This is a genomic window from Vibrio sp. J502, assembly GCF_025397955.1.
GTDB lineage: Bacteria > Pseudomonadota > Gammaproteobacteria > Enterobacterales > Vibrionaceae > Vibrio > Vibrio anguillarum.
In genome coordinates this window covers 2281484-2296463 of record NZ_CP104554.1, presented here as the reverse complement: position 1 = coordinate 2296463, position 14980 = coordinate 2281484, and the positions used below count along the sequence as shown (strand labels likewise).

Below are 14980 nucleotides of genomic sequence, written 5' to 3'. Positions count from 1 at the left end.
TGATGAAAGCACATCAACCGTTACGAGTCGGAGAAGCACCTTGGGTGAAGTGGAGTTTGATTGGCTTTGCGCTGTTTTGGGTTGCATTGTTGCTGATTATCCCGCTAGTGAGCATTTTCAAACAAGCCTTTGCCAGTGGTTTATCGACTTATATTAGTCATTTAATTGAACCCGATACGCGTCATGCCATTGGTTTAACACTGTTAGTTGCGCTACTCACGGTGCCAATTAACTTAGTGTTTGGCGTATTATTGGCTTGGGCTGTGACTCGTTTTGAATTTCCGGGTAGAAAAATATTAACCACTTTAATTGATATTCCGTTTGCCGTATCACCGGTTGTTGCAGGCCTTCTGTATTTACTGCTTTACGGCAGCAGCGGCTGGTTAGGTGAGTGGTTGTTTGAGCGCGATCTGCAAGTGATGTTTGCTTGGCCGGGAATTTTATTGGTCACGGTTTTTGTGACTTGCCCGTTTGTCGCGCGTGAGCTGATCCCGCTGATGCAGCAGCAAGGCCGATCAGATGAAGAAGCGGCGGTTATTTTGGGTGCATCTTGGTGGCAACTGTTTCGTCGCGTCACCTTACCAAATATAAAGTGGGCACTGATTTACGGTGTCATCCTAACCAATGCGCGTGCCATTGGTGAATTTGGCGCAGTAGCAGTTGTGTCTGGCAATATTCGTGGTGAAACCAATACCTTACCGCTACATGTGCAGCTACTGTATGAAGATTATCAATCGGAAGCGGCGTTTGCTAGCGCCTCGCTATTGGCTTTCATTGCATTATTAACCTTAGTTTTTAAAGCTTATGTTGAATGGCGTCAACACAACAATCAGACAAAAACGAACAGAGAGCAAGAGACGGTATGAGTATACGTTTAGACAACATTTCCAAACAATTTGGTCAATTTCAAGCGCTCTCTCCGCTCTCGTTACAGATTGATGATGGCGAGATGATTGGCTTACTTGGTCCTTCAGGCTCAGGCAAAACCACTTTGTTGCGCATTATTGCCGGCCTTGAAGGAGCCGATAGCGGAACCATTCATTTTAGAGATCGCGATGTGACTCATGTCCACGTCCGCGAGCGCCGAGTTGGCTTTGTGTTCCAAAACTACGCACTTTTTCGTCATATGACGGTGGCCGACAATGTCGCGTTTGGTTTGCAAGTGATGGATCGCCGTCATAGACCAGCGGCGGTGGAGATCACCAAAAGAGTCAAACAGCTATTAGATATTGTACAACTTGGCCATTTAGCTGAGCGCTATCCTGAACAACTGTCCGGCGGGCAAAAGCAGCGCATCGCCTTGGCTCGCGCTCTTGCAACAAAGCCGGAAGTGCTACTGCTGGATGAGCCTTTTGGCGCACTGGATGCCAAAGTGCGTAAAGAATTGCGCCGCTGGTTGCGCAGCTTGCACGAAGAGCTCGGTTTTACGAGCGTATTTGTCACCCACGATCAAGATGAAGCACTTGAACTCTCTGATCGCGTGGTCGTGATGAGCAATGGCCGCATCGAACAGATCGACTCGCCAGTGCAGCTTTATGCTCAACCGAACAGTCGCTTCGTCTTTGACTTTTTTGGCAATGTGAATGTATTCCAAGCCAACTGGAATAACGAGCAGTGGGTCAATGGCCAATCGTTTATCTTACCGCCGAAAGATCACGCGATTAATCAATCAGGAAAGTTGTATGTGCGCAGCCATGAGTTGAGCCTATCGAACAAACAAAATAGCCAAGCTTCATTGCCTTTTGAAGTGGTCTCTGTCAATCCTGTTGGCGCTGAAGTGCGAGTGGAACTCGCGCCAGTCGGCTGGGAGAGTGAGCAATTATGGGAAGCAAAATTAACCCATAGAGCATTGAGTGAACAACCACTCACACGAGGCGACAAAACCTTTGCTACACCACAAGTGGGCTACTTTTTTGGTGGGGAGAGCAGCACTCCGCACACCATTCGTTGGCCATTCTTAGACACAGATAGTTTAATGTTTGAGATCTAAATACAACGGACGAACGATTCAGAATGGGTACGCTTGCGTGCCCATTCTGTTTTCTGATGATTCAATCTGCTATAAAGGTTCAAGCGAAAATAACGTGGCTTTGGAGAGGGCGTAATGAAAGCGATTTTTGCATTAAGTGAACAATTAGGTCAGCAATTGTTAGCACAAAAAGAGATCCTCACCAGTGCTGAATCATGCACTGGCGGTGGTGTGGCATTTGCACTTACCGAGGTTGCAGGAAGTTCGGCTTGGTTTGAACGATCGTTTGTGACCTACAGTAATCTTGCTAAACAAGAGATGCTCGGTGTCAAAGCACAGACACTGGTGGATTTTGGCGCGGTTTCAGAACCCGTGGTGCGTGAAATGGTACAAGGAGCACTTTTGCATTCCCAAGCCACTATTGGTGTAGCGATCAGTGGTATTGCTGGTCCTGACGGTGGTAGCGCAGAAAAACCAGTGGGAACGGTATGCTTTGCATGGGCTTCTAAGCAAGGCTGGGAACGTGCTGAGACGCTTTGTTTTAAAGGTGATCGCGCACAGGTGCGCAAGCAGGCGATTACTCATGCATTACAAGTGGTGAGTCACTTTTTATCGCAGCCAAATTGAACCTAGTCGAAATTTTTTCGACACAGCTATAGACACTGTATGAATCAACAGTATAATTAACCCCAATTGGCGACTAAAGAGTCGATAAAAAATTTAACGAGCCGCTACCCACAGCGACAGTTTGGAGAAAGTAATGGACGAAAATAAGCAGAAGGCGTTAGCCGCAGCACTGGGTCAAATTGAAAAGCAATTTGGTAAAGGTTCGATCATGCGCCTTGGTGACAACCGTACAATGGATGTTGAAACCATTTCTACCGGTTCACTTTCTTTGGATATTGCATTGGGTGCTGGCGGTTTACCAATGGGACGTATCGTTGAAGTCTACGGCCCTGAATCATCAGGAAAAACAACGTTAACGCTGGAATTGATCGCAGCAGCACAACGAGTGGGTAAAACCTGTGCTTTTATCGATGCAGAACATGCCCTTGACCCAATTTATGCTAAAAAACTGGGTGTAAACATCGATGAGCTTTTGGTTTCACAACCTGATACGGGCGAACAAGCGCTTGAAATTTGTGATGCCTTGGCCCGTTCTGGTGCCATTGATGTTATCGTCATTGACTCTGTGGCTGCACTGACACCAAAAGCTGAAATTGAAGGTGAAATGGGCGATAGCCACATGGGCTTGCAAGCACGTATGCTTTCTCAAGCGATGCGTAAGTTAACGGGTAACCTAAAACAGTCCAACTGCATGTGTATCTTCATCAACCAGATCCGTATGAAAATTGGTGTGATGTTTGGTAACCCTGAAACCACAACAGGTGGTAATGCCCTTAAATTCTACGCTTCAGTTCGTTTAGATATTCGTCGTACAGGCTCTATTAAAGAGGGTGACGAAGTCGTGGGTAATGAAACGCGTATTAAAGTGGTTAAGAACAAAATCGCGGCTCCCTTTAAACAAGCGGATACTCAAATTCTTTACGGACAAGGTTTTAACCGTGAAGGTGAATTGGTTGATCTTGGCGTGAAACATAAATTGGTTGAGAAAGCGGGCGCTTGGTATAGCTATAACGGTGATAAAATTGGTCAAGGTAAAGCAAACGCCTGTAAATTCTTGAGAGAGAATCCAGCTGCAGCTATGGCTCTTGATACTAAGTTACGTGAAATGCTGCTCAATCCAGCCGAGTTAATTGTTGAAGAACCTATTTTGAGCGAAATGCCTCAAGAAGAAGAGTTGTAATCTTCTCCACGTTTATATTTCAACAAAGCCCTGCAATGCAGGGCTTTGTTTTATCCATGACCAATAGGGACAGTATGTATTCCTCTAAATTCAAATCGACGTTATCGTGCAAAGAGTGCGCATTGCAATTACTGAGCCGACGAGATCACAGCGAGCATGAGCTACAGCAAAAGCTCATGAGTAAAGGGTATGATGCGGAAATTATCGTTCAAACAATGAGTTACTGCCTTGAGAACCATTATTTGGATGAACTGCGCTATGCCGCAAGTCAAATAAGACAACATGTCACTAAAGGTCATGGTGAGCGGCGTATTCGACAAGAGCTGAGCCAAAAAAGAGTCAGTAGCGATGATATTGAAACCGCTTTACATCAAGAGCCTCAAGATTGGTTTGAATTGGCAAAAGCGGTGGCTGAAAAAAAATTCAGAGAACCTGCGGAAAAAGGTTCAAAAGAACATGCCAAACAAGTGCGTTTTTTGCAGTATCGAGGTTTTAGCTTCGAGCAAATTAGCTACGCTTTATCATCATCGGAAGCTTAACTCTTCGTCTGATCCGCAATTTATTTCCTGCCATGCCTTTTCTATAAGAAAACTAGTCGAACTCTTGTCCATGCTTTACAATAACGCAAAATTCTAACTTGAGTATTTCAGGAAGAGCTGCATGTTTATGAGCACTGATGAGGTTCGCCGCGCGTTCCTCTCGTTCTTTGAAAGTAAAGGACACCAAATTGTTGATAGTTCATCATTAGTCCCCGCTAATGACCCAACCCTGTTGTTCACAAATGCAGGAATGAACCAATTTAAAGATTGTTTTCTTGGTTTAGAAAAGCGTGCTTATACACGTGCAACAACGGCGCAACGTTGTGTGCGAGCTGGTGGTAAGCATAACGATCTGGAAAACGTTGGTTTTACCGCTCGTCACCATACTTTTTTTGAAATGTTGGGTAACTTCAGCTTTGGTGATTATTTCAAAGAAGACGCTATTGCATACGCGTGGGAGTTTCTTACTGTAACACTCAAGTTACCCGCTGATCGTCTACTGGTTACCGTGTATGAAACCGATGATGAAGCATTTGATATCTGGAATAAAAAAGTAGGCATTCCGGCTGAGCGCATTATTCGCATTGGCGATAAACCGGGTGGTAAAGCTTATGAGTCAGACAACTTCTGGCAAATGGGTGACACGGGTCCGTGTGGTCCTTGTACTGAAATTTTCTACGATCATGGCGATCATATCTGGGGTGGTCCTCCAGGTTCGGCAGAGGAAGATGGCGATCGTTTCATTGAAATTTGGAACAACGTATTCATGCAGTTTAACCGTCATGCCGATGGCACGATGGAGCCACTTCCAAAACCTTCCGTTGATACTGGTATGGGTATTGAACGTATTTCTGCGATCATGCAGGGTGTTCACTCAAACTATGAAATTGATGTGTTTCAAGCCTTGATTAAAGCCGCCGCTGATGTAACGGGTTATGGCGATCTTTCCAATCAATCGCTACGCGTTGTTGCTGATCACATCCGTTCTTGTGCTTTCTTGATTGTGGATGGTGTGATGCCATCGAATGAAGGCCGTGGCTATGTACTGCGTCGGATTATTCGTCGAGCGGTGCGTCATGGTAATAAATTGGGCGCACAAGGTGCTTTCTTCCACAAACTGGTTGGCCCACTAGCACAAGTGATGGGAACGGCTGGTGAAGAACTGAAAAAGCAGCAAGCGCTTGTAGAAAAAGTGCTGCGCATTGAAGAAGAGAACTTCGGTCGCACTCTTGAACGCGGTATGGCGATCCTCAATGATGCACTCGATAATTTAGAGGGTAGCGTACTGGATGGTGAAACTGTCTTTAAACTTTACGATACCTACGGTTTTCCGGCTGATTTAACTAATGATGTTGCACGTGAACGTGAGCTGACCATTGACGAACAAGGTTTCGAAAAAGCGATGGAAGAGCAGCGTCAACGAGCGCGTGAAGCGGGCCAATTTGGCACTGACTACAATGCAATCATTAAAGTTGATACCAATACCGCTTTCTGTGGCTACAGCGCGACACAAGGCGAGAGCCGCATTGCCGCTATGTTTGTTGACGGCAATGAAGTTGACACTCTATCTGCGGGTGATAAAGCGATTTTGATCTTGGGCGAAACACCTTTCTACGCTGAATCCGGTGGTCAATGTGGTGATGCGGGTGTTATTCAAACGGCCACGGGCTTGTTTAAAGTTGAAGATACACAAAAACTCGGCAACGCCATTGCTCATCACGGTGAACTTATCGAGGGCGTACTCGCCAAAGGCGATGAAGCGAAAGCCATTGTTGATGCTAAGCGCCGCGCTGCAATTTCACTGAACCACTCCGCCACACATTTGTTGCATGCTGCACTTCGCCAAGTATTAGGTACGCACGTGGCGCAAAAAGGCTCATTGGTAAAAGCGGAAAGCTTGCGTTTTGACTTCTCTCATTTAGAAGCAATGACGCCCGCAGAGCTAAAAGAAGTGGAACGTCTAGTGAACGCGCAAATTCGCCGTAACCACACGATTGAAACCAATATTATGGACATCGAAGCGGCAAAAGCCAAAGGTGCTATGGCACTGTTTGGTGAAAAATACGACGATGAAGTTCGTGTATTGTCGATGGGTGATTTCTCAACCGAACTGTGTGGTGGTATTCACGCAAGTAACACCGGTGACATCGGCCTATTCAAAATAGTTTCTGAAGGCGGTATTGCCGCTGGCATTCGTCGTATTGAAGCGGTGACGGGTGAAGGCGCGCTGGATCTATTGGATCAACAGCAGGCTCAATATGAAGTCAAAGTGGCTGAAATGGCGGCTAAAGCGAAATCTTTGGAAAAAGAGTTGCAGCAGTTAAAAGATAAACTTGCAGCGAAAGAAAGTGCCAATCTGATCAGCAATGTAAAAGAAATTGCGGGTGTGAAAGTGCTAGTTGCTCAACTTAATGGCGCTGATAACAAAGCGCTGCGTGGTATGGTTGATGAGCTAAAAAATCAGTTAGGCAGTGGCATTATCATGCTGGGTAATGTGGCTGATGATAAAGTGGGTTTGATTGCGGGTGTGACCAAAGATCTTACCGCTAAAGTTAAAGCAGGGGAGCTGGTCAATATGGTTGCCTTGCAAGTGGGTGGTAAAGGTGGCGGCCGTCCGGATATGGCTCAAGCGGGAGGTACGGATGTTAATGCCTTGCCTGGCGCTTTAGCTTCAGTAGATGCTTGGATTGCTGAGCATCTATAAACCGCTGTAATAAGTCACGCTCAATCACTGTTTTTTGATTGGGCGTAATTTTATTTACCAAACCAAGTGGTCTAATTGGCGCAATAGGATACGAGCCAGTTATCTGCTTGGTTTTGTTTTTGTAACTACTGAATCGATACTCAACATAGTGCTCTGCTTTCGATTTGGTCCTAATGAGACTTTGGTCTTGGGAAGGTGAAGATAGGTGAAAAAGCCCCTTATCGTGCAAAAGTTTGGCGGAACCTCGGTGGGTTCAATAGAACGAATACATACCGTCGCTGAACACATCATTAAGGCGAAGAATGATGGTAATCAAGTGGTTGTAGTTGTTTCTGCAATGTCAGGAGAAACCAATCGACTGTTGGGCTTAGCACAACAAATCGATAGTGTACCAACTGCAAGGGAACTTGATGTTTTGCTCTCTGCTGGTGAGCAAGTGTCTATGGCGCTATTAGCGATGACACTCAATAAATTAGGCTATTCAGCTCGCTCACTAACCGGAGCTCAAGCGAACATTGTGACCGATAATCAACACAATGACGCGACGATTAAAATGATTGATACTCGAACGATTACCGAGTTGCTGGCACAAGATCATATTGTGGTGGTAGCGGGTTTTCAGGGTGTGAATGAGAATGGGGATATCACCACTTTAGGACGTGGAGGTTCTGACACTAGTGCTGTGACGCTAGCGGGAGCTCTTAAAGCCGATGAGTGTCAAATATTCACTGATGTGGATGGTGTTTACACATGTGATCCACGTGTGGTTGCAACGGCTCAAAAATTAGAGATCGTTGATTTCCCGTCAATGGAAGAAATGGCACGTAAAGGCGCTAAAGTTCTGCATTTACCTTGTGTGCAATATGCGTGGGAAAATGAAGTTCCTTTACGCGTACTGTCTACTTTTGATGTAAACGCAGGCAGTCTAATCAAAGGTGAGCAGTGTCATAAAGCAGTATGTGGCATTGCGATTCAACGCGATATGGCGCTTATTACTGTGCAACATGATCATTTCCCGAGTTTAGCCAAGCAGTGCCAAATGCTCGGTGTGGAAGTGTGGAGTGTGATCGAAGAGGCAGAATGGACAGGTGTCATTATAAAACGAGACGCTTGTGCTAAATTAGCTCTGGTTTTCAATGACAAAATCCGTAATAGTGAACCCGTTAGTTTATTGACCACGGTAGGTTTACTAGCTCAGGAATTAGTTGAACGCTCATGTGAATTACTTGCAGAACAAGGGATCGAAGTGAGTTCCCTTTCGGTTGATAAACAATCGTTAATGCTAGTTATGCAGCCACAACATGTTGATAAGGCAGCCAATATTTTACATGAGGCCTATATAACGTCAGATGAGCTATTAGCTTTTCACCTAAAACATGTCTCTTTAGGGTGAGAGCGCACTAATAGATAGTTTACGAAAATATAACTTTTAGTGGATAATAGCGCAGTTGCAATATAATACAGAGATTACTCAAGGAGCAAAGAATGCTAATTTTGACTCGCCGTGTTGGCGAAACACTAATGATCGGTGATGAAGTGACAGTAACAGTTCTTGGTGTAAAAGGTAACCAAGTGCGTATCGGTGTGAATGCACCGAAAGAGGTTTCTGTCCACCGTGAAGAAATCTACATGCGCATTCAAGCTGAAAAAGGTAATGGTAGTGTTGCACCTAGCAACTACTAATTATCACAAGGAAGGCTAGCGAATTTTGCTGGCCTTTTTTATGCTTTGAAGTCACTGATATGACAGAAAAGTTTAATTTCACAGCGCTTTGATTAAATAGCCAACGGTTGATTTGATTTTTGTCGCTTTTACCAAGAAAGTGTTTGACATATTTTTGGTAAAAAGTAATATGTGCCTCCGCAAGACGGTGAGGTGGCCGAGAGGCCGAAGGCGCTCCCCTGCTAAGGGAGTATACGGTTTATAGCCGTATCGAGGGTTCGAATCCCTCCCTCACCGCCATTCTTGCTTATTTGGTTTAGCATCCAAATAAAGAACAATGTGCGTCCTTAGCTCAGCTGGATAGAGTACCTGGCTACGAACCAGGCGGTCGGAGGTTCGAATCCTCCAGGACGCGCCATATTCTTTCGTAATATTGAATGTGAAAATGCGGTGAGGTGGCCGAGAGGCCGAAGGCGCTCCCCTGCTAAGGGAGTATACGGTTTATAGCCGTATCGAGGGTTCGAATCCCTCCCTCACCGCCATTTATTGACCATGAGTCAATTTTTTTGTTCAGAAATAAAATTTTTGTGATGCAATTCACATCTTGCGCGCTCATAGCTCAGCTGGATAGAGTACCTGGCTACGAACCAGGCGGTCGGAGGTTCGAATCCTCCTGAGCGCGCCACTTATTTAAAGTTAGTGATACTGTCATTAACTCTGCGCGTCCTTAGCTCAGCTGGATAGAGTACCTGGCTACGAACCAGGCGGTCGGAGGTTCGAATCCTCCAGGACGCGCCACTTATTCAAAGGGTCATTGCCCCTGATATTGTTAGCGATTATCGCTGATTAATATTAAAACTTTGCGCGCTCATAGCTCAGCTGGATAGAGTACCTGGCTACGAACCAGGCGGTCGGAGGTTCGAATCCTCCTGAGCGCGCCACTTATTTAAAGTTAGTGATACTGTCATTAACTCTGCGCGTCCTTAGCTCAGCTGGATAGAGTACCTGGCTACGAACCAGGCGGTCGGAGGTTCGAATCCTCCAGGACGCGCCACTTATTCAAAGGGTCATTGATCCTGATACTGTTAGCGATTATCGTTGATTAATATCAAAGCTTTGCGCGCTCATAGCTCAGCTGGATAGAGTACCTGGCTACGAACCAGGCGGTCGGAGGTTCGAATCCTCCTGAGCGCGCCATTTATTAAGAAGCCTCGCATTGTGCGGGGCTTTTTTTATGTTGGTTTTTTGTTGCTATTTTGTTAAATTGAAAATGGCAACTATTTGTTTTATCTTGTTAATCTGCAATGTTTTAACTCCCTCTCAGTATCTGCATCATTTTTTGATTAACGTAGCCGTATTGGCTAGTTAAATGCCCTTCTTAATAGAGAAAATTCAGAGTTTTGTGATTTGTGTGAGTAATTGTTCGCCGATTTTGTGTGTTATCTACAAGAGTCCCTTAAACAAAATTGACAATTATTAACCAATCGAGATAATCCTAGTCCACTTGCCAAGATCGCATGTGTAAAAATGCGTAGCAATTGTTGTCAGGATGACACAGAAAGGAAGCAACATGACTACTATTGGAAGCCTATTAGTTGACGCCGCCACCCTTATGATTACGGGGATGGCTGTAGTCTTTATTTTTCTAACTATTCTCGTTTATCTCGTTCGGTTAATGTCAACCTTGGTACCGGAAGAAGTACCACAACCGATCGCAGCGCCGATTCAACATCGAAAAGTTCAACCAAACCCTTCAGCTGTGAGCCCGCAAATTGTGGCGGCAATTTCTGCAGCAGTGCATCAGCACCGCGCATTAGCTAAATAGCATAGAAAGGATGAAAAGGAGTTTATGAGCATGTCTAAACCACTAGCTATTACGGATGTGGTCCTTCGTGATGCCCATCAGTCACTATTTGCCACGCGCATGCGTATCGAAGACATGCTGCCTATTGCAGCAGAGCTCGATAAGATCGGTTATTGGTCACTGGAAACTTGGGGAGGAGCAACGTTTGATGCTTGCATCCGTTTTCTCGGTGAAGATCCATGGGAGCGTTTACGTTCGCTTAAGCAAGCGATGCCCAACACCCCAATGCAAATGTTGCTACGCGGCCAGAATTTACTAGGCTATCGCCACTATGCCGATGATGTTGTTGAAAAGTTTGTCGAACGAGCTCACGCGAATGGGATGGATGTTTTCCGTATTTTTGATGCGATGAATGATGTTCGCAATTTTGAAAAAGCGGTCAAAGCGACAATTGATGTTGGCGCACACGCGCAGGGCACACTGTCTTACACCACTAGCCCTGTTCATAATTCAGATACTTGGGTTGATCTTGCCAAGCGGTTGGAAGATCTCGGTTGCCACTCTTTGTGTATTAAAGATATGTCAGGGTTGCTCAAGCCGTATGAAGCTGAAGATCTGATCACCCGTATTAAATCCTCTTGTGCCGTACCTTTAGCGCTACACAGCCATGCAACGACTGGTCTTTCAGCGGCAACAGCCGTTAAAGCGGTAGAAGCTGGTATCGATATTTTGGATACCGCTATCTCTTCAATGAGCCAAACTTATGGCCACACACCAACCGAAACAGTGGTCGCTATGCTTGAAGGAACCGAGCGTGATACGGGCTTGAGCCTGACACAGCTTGAACCGATTGCCACTTATTTTCGTGAAGTGCGTAAGAAATACGCTAAATGGGAAGGACAGTTAAAAGGTGTCGATTCTCGTATTCTTATTGCGCAGGTTCCTGGTGGTATGTTGACTAATATGGAAGGTCAACTAAAAGAACAAGGAGCGGCCGATCGCCTTGATGAGGTTCTTGAAGAGATCCCTCGTGTGCGAAAAGATTTAGGTTTCATTCCCCTTGTGACTCCAACATCTCAAATCGTGGGAACACAAGCGGTGATCAACGTCCTGACTGGTGAGCGCTATAAGAGCATCACGAAAGAAACTGCAGGGGTATTAAAAGGTGAATACGGTGCCACGCCTGCGCCAGTGAATACTGAGTTGCAAGCCAAGGTGTTGGGTAATCTTACGCCGATCACTTGCCGTCCAGCCGATTTGTTGGATGCAGAAATGGCCGTGTTGACCACTGAATTGCTTGAAAAGGCAAAAGCAGAGGGAATTTCATTAGCTACAGATACGGTGGATGATGTTCTGACTTATGCATTGTTTCCACAAGTCGGTTTGAAGTTCTTGAAAAATCGTCACAATCCGGATGCATTTGAGCCTGCGCCAACCTTGGAGTCAGCCAAACCTACACCTGCCACCGTTGTGACAAAAGGTGGTATTGAAACCTACAGTGTTAAAGTGGATGGGCAAATTTACACGGTTGAAGTGGGACCACAAGGCCAGCTTAGCTCAATTGCTGCCAGCCAGTCTCAAGCAGCACAGTCATCAAGCGTGCCGGCAAGTAACAATGCAGAAGCGGTTCCTTCACCACTCGCTGGCAACATTTTTAAAGTGAATGTTCAAGCCGGTTCTGAGGTGTTAGAAGGGGATGTGTTAGTGATTCTGGAAGCGATGAAGATGGAAACTGAGATCCGTGCGGCACGTGGCGGTATTGTTCAAGATCTTCATGTCAAAGAGGGTGATGCTGTGACTGTTGGTGCACCATTGCTGAGCTTAGCGTAAGGGAGAACCATGGACGGATTATTGACCTTATGGTCTGAAACAGGGATCGCTAATTTTCAGCTAGGCCAAATCTGCATGATTTTGGTCGGTTGTTTACTGCTGTTTTTGGCTATTCGCAAAGGCTTTGAGCCACTGCTGTTATTGCCGATCGGCTTTGGTGCGATTTTAGCGAATATTCCGAATGCGGGTTTTACCGAACCCGGCGGTCTGCTTTATTACGTTTATCATGTTGGTATTGAGACGGGCGTTTTTCCACTGCTGATTTTTATGGGCGTGGGCGCGATGACCGATTTCGGGGCGTTGATTGCAAACCCTAAAACGTTATGGCTAGGTGCGGCCGCTCAGTTTGGTATTTTCGCCACCCTGTTTGGTGCGATATTACTCAACTATGTACCGGGTATGGAATTTACCATGGCCGATGCTGCGTCCATCGCCATCATTGGTGGAGCCGATGGCCCAACCGCTATTTTCCTTGCCAGTAAATTATCGCCGGATTTATTAGGTGCAATCGCTGTGGCGGCTTATAGCTATATGGCATTAGTTCCTATCATTCAGCCACCGATTATGAAGGCACTTACAACACCTGAGGAGCGAAAAATCAAAATGGCTCAGCTACGCCACGTTGGGAAGACAGAAAAAATACTGTTTCCTCTGGCGGTGCTATTGATGACGATTCTATTTTTACCGTCAGCAACGCCATTAGTGGGTATGTTCTGTCTAGGTAATTTAATGCGTGAATCGGGTGTGGTTGAGCGTCTATCCAAGACAGCGCAAAATGAACTGATCAACATCGTTACTATCTTCTTAGGCTTAGGCGTTGGTTCTAAACTGCAGGCTGATAAGTTTTTGAACTTGGAAACATTAGGTATTTTGGCGCTCGGTGCTATTGCTTTCAGTATTGGTACGGCTGGTGGTGTGTTGATGGCGAAAGTGCTTAATAAATTCTCGAAAGAGGATATTAACCCTCTCATTGGTGCGGCTGGTGTGTCTGCGGTACCGATGGCGGCGCGAGTAGTGAACAAAGTGGGGCTTGAAGCTAATCCACAGAACTTCTTATTGATGCACGCCATGGGGCCAAATGTAGCAGGTGTACTGGGCTCTGCAGTTGCGGCGGGTGTTTTGCTTGCTCTTGTTGGCTAAGCCTAGACGAGCTGATGGTTATTTTGCGAGCTAAAGATTAACTAGAAGCAATAAAATGGTATATATTCAAAGGGATGCTGAGGCATCCCTTTCTTTTTATCAATAGGGAAGTTTGACATGGATAATAAACAGATCGCAATTACTGAGTTTGGTGGACCAGAGGTGCTCGTTATTCAAACCAGTGACGTTCCTCAACCTAAAGCTGGCGAAGTGTTAGTAAAAGTGGCGTTTGCTGGTGTAAACCCTATTGATGTAAAAACTCGGGCTGGTCTGGGGTGGGCTGCAGCGCAAAACAAAGATAAGCTGCCATGGGTGCCAGGTTACGATATTTCTGGACAAGTTGTTGAGGTGGGGGAAGATAATCGCCGCTTTCAAATTGGAGATAATGTGGCGGGCTTTGTTGGGTTTCCGTTGCGTGGTGGCGGTTACAGCCAATACCTGTGTGTGGCAGAAAGCGAACTCAGCCTTGTTCCTGATGCTGTGACCTTAGAAGCAGCAGCGGTGCTGCCACTGGCAGGGCAAACGGCGGCGCAAGCCCTAAATAAAGCGCAAGTGAAAGAGGGGGATCGCGTATTGATCCTCGCAGGCGCTGGTGGTGTCGGGCACTTAGCGGTACAAATTGCTTTAGCAGCAAAAGCCGAAGTGTATACCACGTGCAGCGAACAAAATTTGGATTATTTAGCGACTCTTGGTGCTCATGCGATTAATTATAATTTTGCTCCTGCTTCACAGCGTTTAGAAGAAGTGGATGTGCTGATTGATTTAGTCGGGGGTGATGCGGCTCTCGACGCTTTGAAATGCTTGAAAGATCATGCGCGTGTCGTTACTGTTCCCACTCTAAGTGCTGAGCTTATCTGTGAAAAAGCAAAATTACTTGGTTTTGAAGCCACAGGCATGTTAGTTGATCCTAATCCTGAACAGCTTGATACCATGCTTTATATGGTCAGCGTTGGCTTATTGAAAACGGAAATTCAAGCTGTTTATCCGATGGCGGAAGTGGCTGCGGCTCATCAACAGATTGAAACAGGCCATACTCGAGGCAAAGTTCTTCTTGATATGAAATGTTAGACATTTTTAGCACCTATTTGGAACCGCTCTCGTATTGGTTTGCTGGCTCTGCTCTGTGGGTGCTTTTTTTTAGTGGTTTTCTCAGTGCTACCTTATTACCGGGAAGCTCAGAAGCGAGTTTATTCGCCACATTAAGCCTGAATCAATTTCCCGTATTTTGGGTTATCGCCGTTGCAAGCGCTGGCAATACCCTCGGCGGTCTGACCAACTATTGGCTCGGTATCTGGTTGCCTAATCGAACTGAAAGCGAAAAGCACGGTCATAAAGCGTTAGCTTGGCTCAATAAATATGGTTATTGGGCTCTCTTATTTAGTTGGCTACCTGTGGTGGGTGATGTGCTTTGTTTGGCCGCAGGTTGGCTACGCATGAAATTTTTACCTACTTTTGTCATTATTTTGATCGGCAAAGCACTGCGTTACATCATGCTTGCCGCTGTATTCTATGGTTTTTTCTAAGG

Annotated in this window: 13 protein-coding genes and 8 tRNA genes; all 21 read left to right on the top strand. The window is 45.8% G+C overall.

What is annotated here, in order from left to right; all coding sequences use genetic code 11:
* Positions 1-2: 2 nt before the first annotated feature.
* The 21 genes from cysW to N5E84_RS10440 all read left to right on the top strand — a co-directional run bounded on the left by cysW (position 3) and on the right by N5E84_RS10440 (position 14978).
* Positions 3-866: a sulfate ABC transporter permease subunit CysW gene (gene cysW, locus N5E84_RS10540; RefSeq protein ID WP_017046720.1), complete on the top strand. Its 864-nt coding sequence runs from the start codon at positions 3-5 to the stop codon at positions 864-866.
* The gene (locus N5E84_RS10535) at positions 863-1990 is read left to right on the top strand and encodes a sulfate/molybdate ABC transporter ATP-binding protein (protein WP_019281908.1); all 1128 of its coding nucleotides are present in this window, start codon (positions 863-865) and stop codon (positions 1988-1990) included. The genes cysW and N5E84_RS10535 overlap by 4 nt, the downstream gene beginning before the upstream one ends.
* Positions 1991-2104: 114 nt before the next feature.
* Entirely contained in the window at positions 2105-2596 is a 492-nt protein-coding gene (gene pncC / locus N5E84_RS10530) for a nicotinamide-nucleotide amidase (RefSeq protein WP_013857707.1), read from the top strand.
* Between the two features lie 133 nt (positions 2597-2729).
* Complete coding sequence (recA, locus tag N5E84_RS10525; protein WP_010320444.1) at positions 2730-3776, top strand: recombinase RecA; 1047 nt, start codon at positions 2730-2732, stop codon at positions 3774-3776.
* A 35-nt stretch (positions 3777-3811) separates the two neighbouring features.
* Positions 3812-4315 carry a recombination regulator RecX gene (gene recX, locus N5E84_RS10520; RefSeq protein WP_017047536.1) on the top strand — a complete coding sequence of 168 codons (504 nt, stop codon included), beginning with the start codon at positions 3812-3814 and terminating at the stop codon, positions 4313-4315.
* 121 nt (positions 4316-4436) lie between these two features.
* On the top strand, positions 4437-7019 hold the full coding sequence (gene alaS, locus N5E84_RS10515) for an alanine--tRNA ligase (RefSeq protein WP_019281907.1): 2583 nt from the start codon (positions 4437-4439) through the stop codon (positions 7017-7019).
* Between the two features lie 205 nt (positions 7020-7224).
* The gene (locus tag N5E84_RS10510; RefSeq protein WP_013857703.1) at positions 7225-8412 is read left to right on the top strand and encodes an aspartate kinase; all 1188 of its coding nucleotides are present in this window, start codon (positions 7225-7227) and stop codon (positions 8410-8412) included.
* Between the two features lie 92 nt (positions 8413-8504).
* A complete protein-coding gene (gene csrA, locus N5E84_RS10505) occupies positions 8505-8702 on the top strand; it encodes a carbon storage regulator CsrA (protein WP_010320440.1) in 198 nt (65 codons plus the stop codon).
* A gap of 186 nt (positions 8703-8888) precedes the next feature.
* A tRNA-Ser gene (locus tag N5E84_RS10500) sits at positions 8889-8981 on the top strand.
* A 41-nt stretch (positions 8982-9022) separates the two neighbouring features.
* A tRNA-Arg gene (locus N5E84_RS10495) sits at positions 9023-9099 on the top strand.
* 31 nt (positions 9100-9130) lie between these two features.
* Positions 9131-9223, top strand: a tRNA-Ser gene (locus N5E84_RS10490).
* 66 nt (positions 9224-9289) lie between these two features.
* A tRNA-Arg gene (locus N5E84_RS10485) sits at positions 9290-9366 on the top strand.
* A 36-nt stretch (positions 9367-9402) separates the two neighbouring features.
* Positions 9403-9479 (top strand) — tRNA-Arg (locus N5E84_RS10480).
* Positions 9480-9545: 66 nt separating this feature from the next.
* A tRNA-Arg gene (locus N5E84_RS10475) sits at positions 9546-9622 on the top strand.
* 36 nt (positions 9623-9658) lie between these two features.
* Positions 9659-9735: transfer RNA gene (locus tag N5E84_RS10470), tRNA-Arg, on the top strand.
* Between the two features lie 66 nt (positions 9736-9801).
* Positions 9802-9878, top strand: a tRNA-Arg gene (locus N5E84_RS10465).
* A gap of 373 nt (positions 9879-10251) precedes the next feature.
* Entirely contained in the window at positions 10252-10506 is a 255-nt protein-coding gene (locus tag N5E84_RS10460) for an oxaloacetate decarboxylase subunit gamma (RefSeq protein WP_029388148.1), read from the top strand.
* Positions 10507-10536: 30 nt separating this feature from the next.
* Positions 10537-12315 (top strand): sodium-extruding oxaloacetate decarboxylase subunit alpha, encoded by a 1779-nt coding sequence (gene oadA, locus N5E84_RS10455; protein WP_029388147.1) that lies wholly within the window; start codon positions 10537-10539, stop codon positions 12313-12315.
* Positions 12316-12324: 9 nt separating this feature from the next.
* On the top strand, positions 12325-13455 hold the full coding sequence (locus N5E84_RS10450) for a sodium ion-translocating decarboxylase subunit beta (RefSeq protein WP_013857700.1): 1131 nt from the start codon (positions 12325-12327) through the stop codon (positions 13453-13455).
* A 117-nt stretch (positions 13456-13572) separates the two neighbouring features.
* Positions 13573-14523 carry an NADP-dependent oxidoreductase gene (locus N5E84_RS10445; protein ID WP_017045772.1) on the top strand — a complete coding sequence of 317 codons (951 nt, stop codon included), beginning with the start codon at positions 13573-13575 and terminating at the stop codon, positions 14521-14523.
* The gene (locus tag N5E84_RS10440; RefSeq protein WP_013857698.1) at positions 14517-14978 is read left to right on the top strand and encodes a YqaA family protein; all 462 of its coding nucleotides are present in this window, start codon (positions 14517-14519) and stop codon (positions 14976-14978) included. The genes N5E84_RS10445 and N5E84_RS10440 overlap by 7 nt, the downstream gene beginning before the upstream one ends.
* Positions 14979-14980 lie beyond the last annotated feature (2 nt).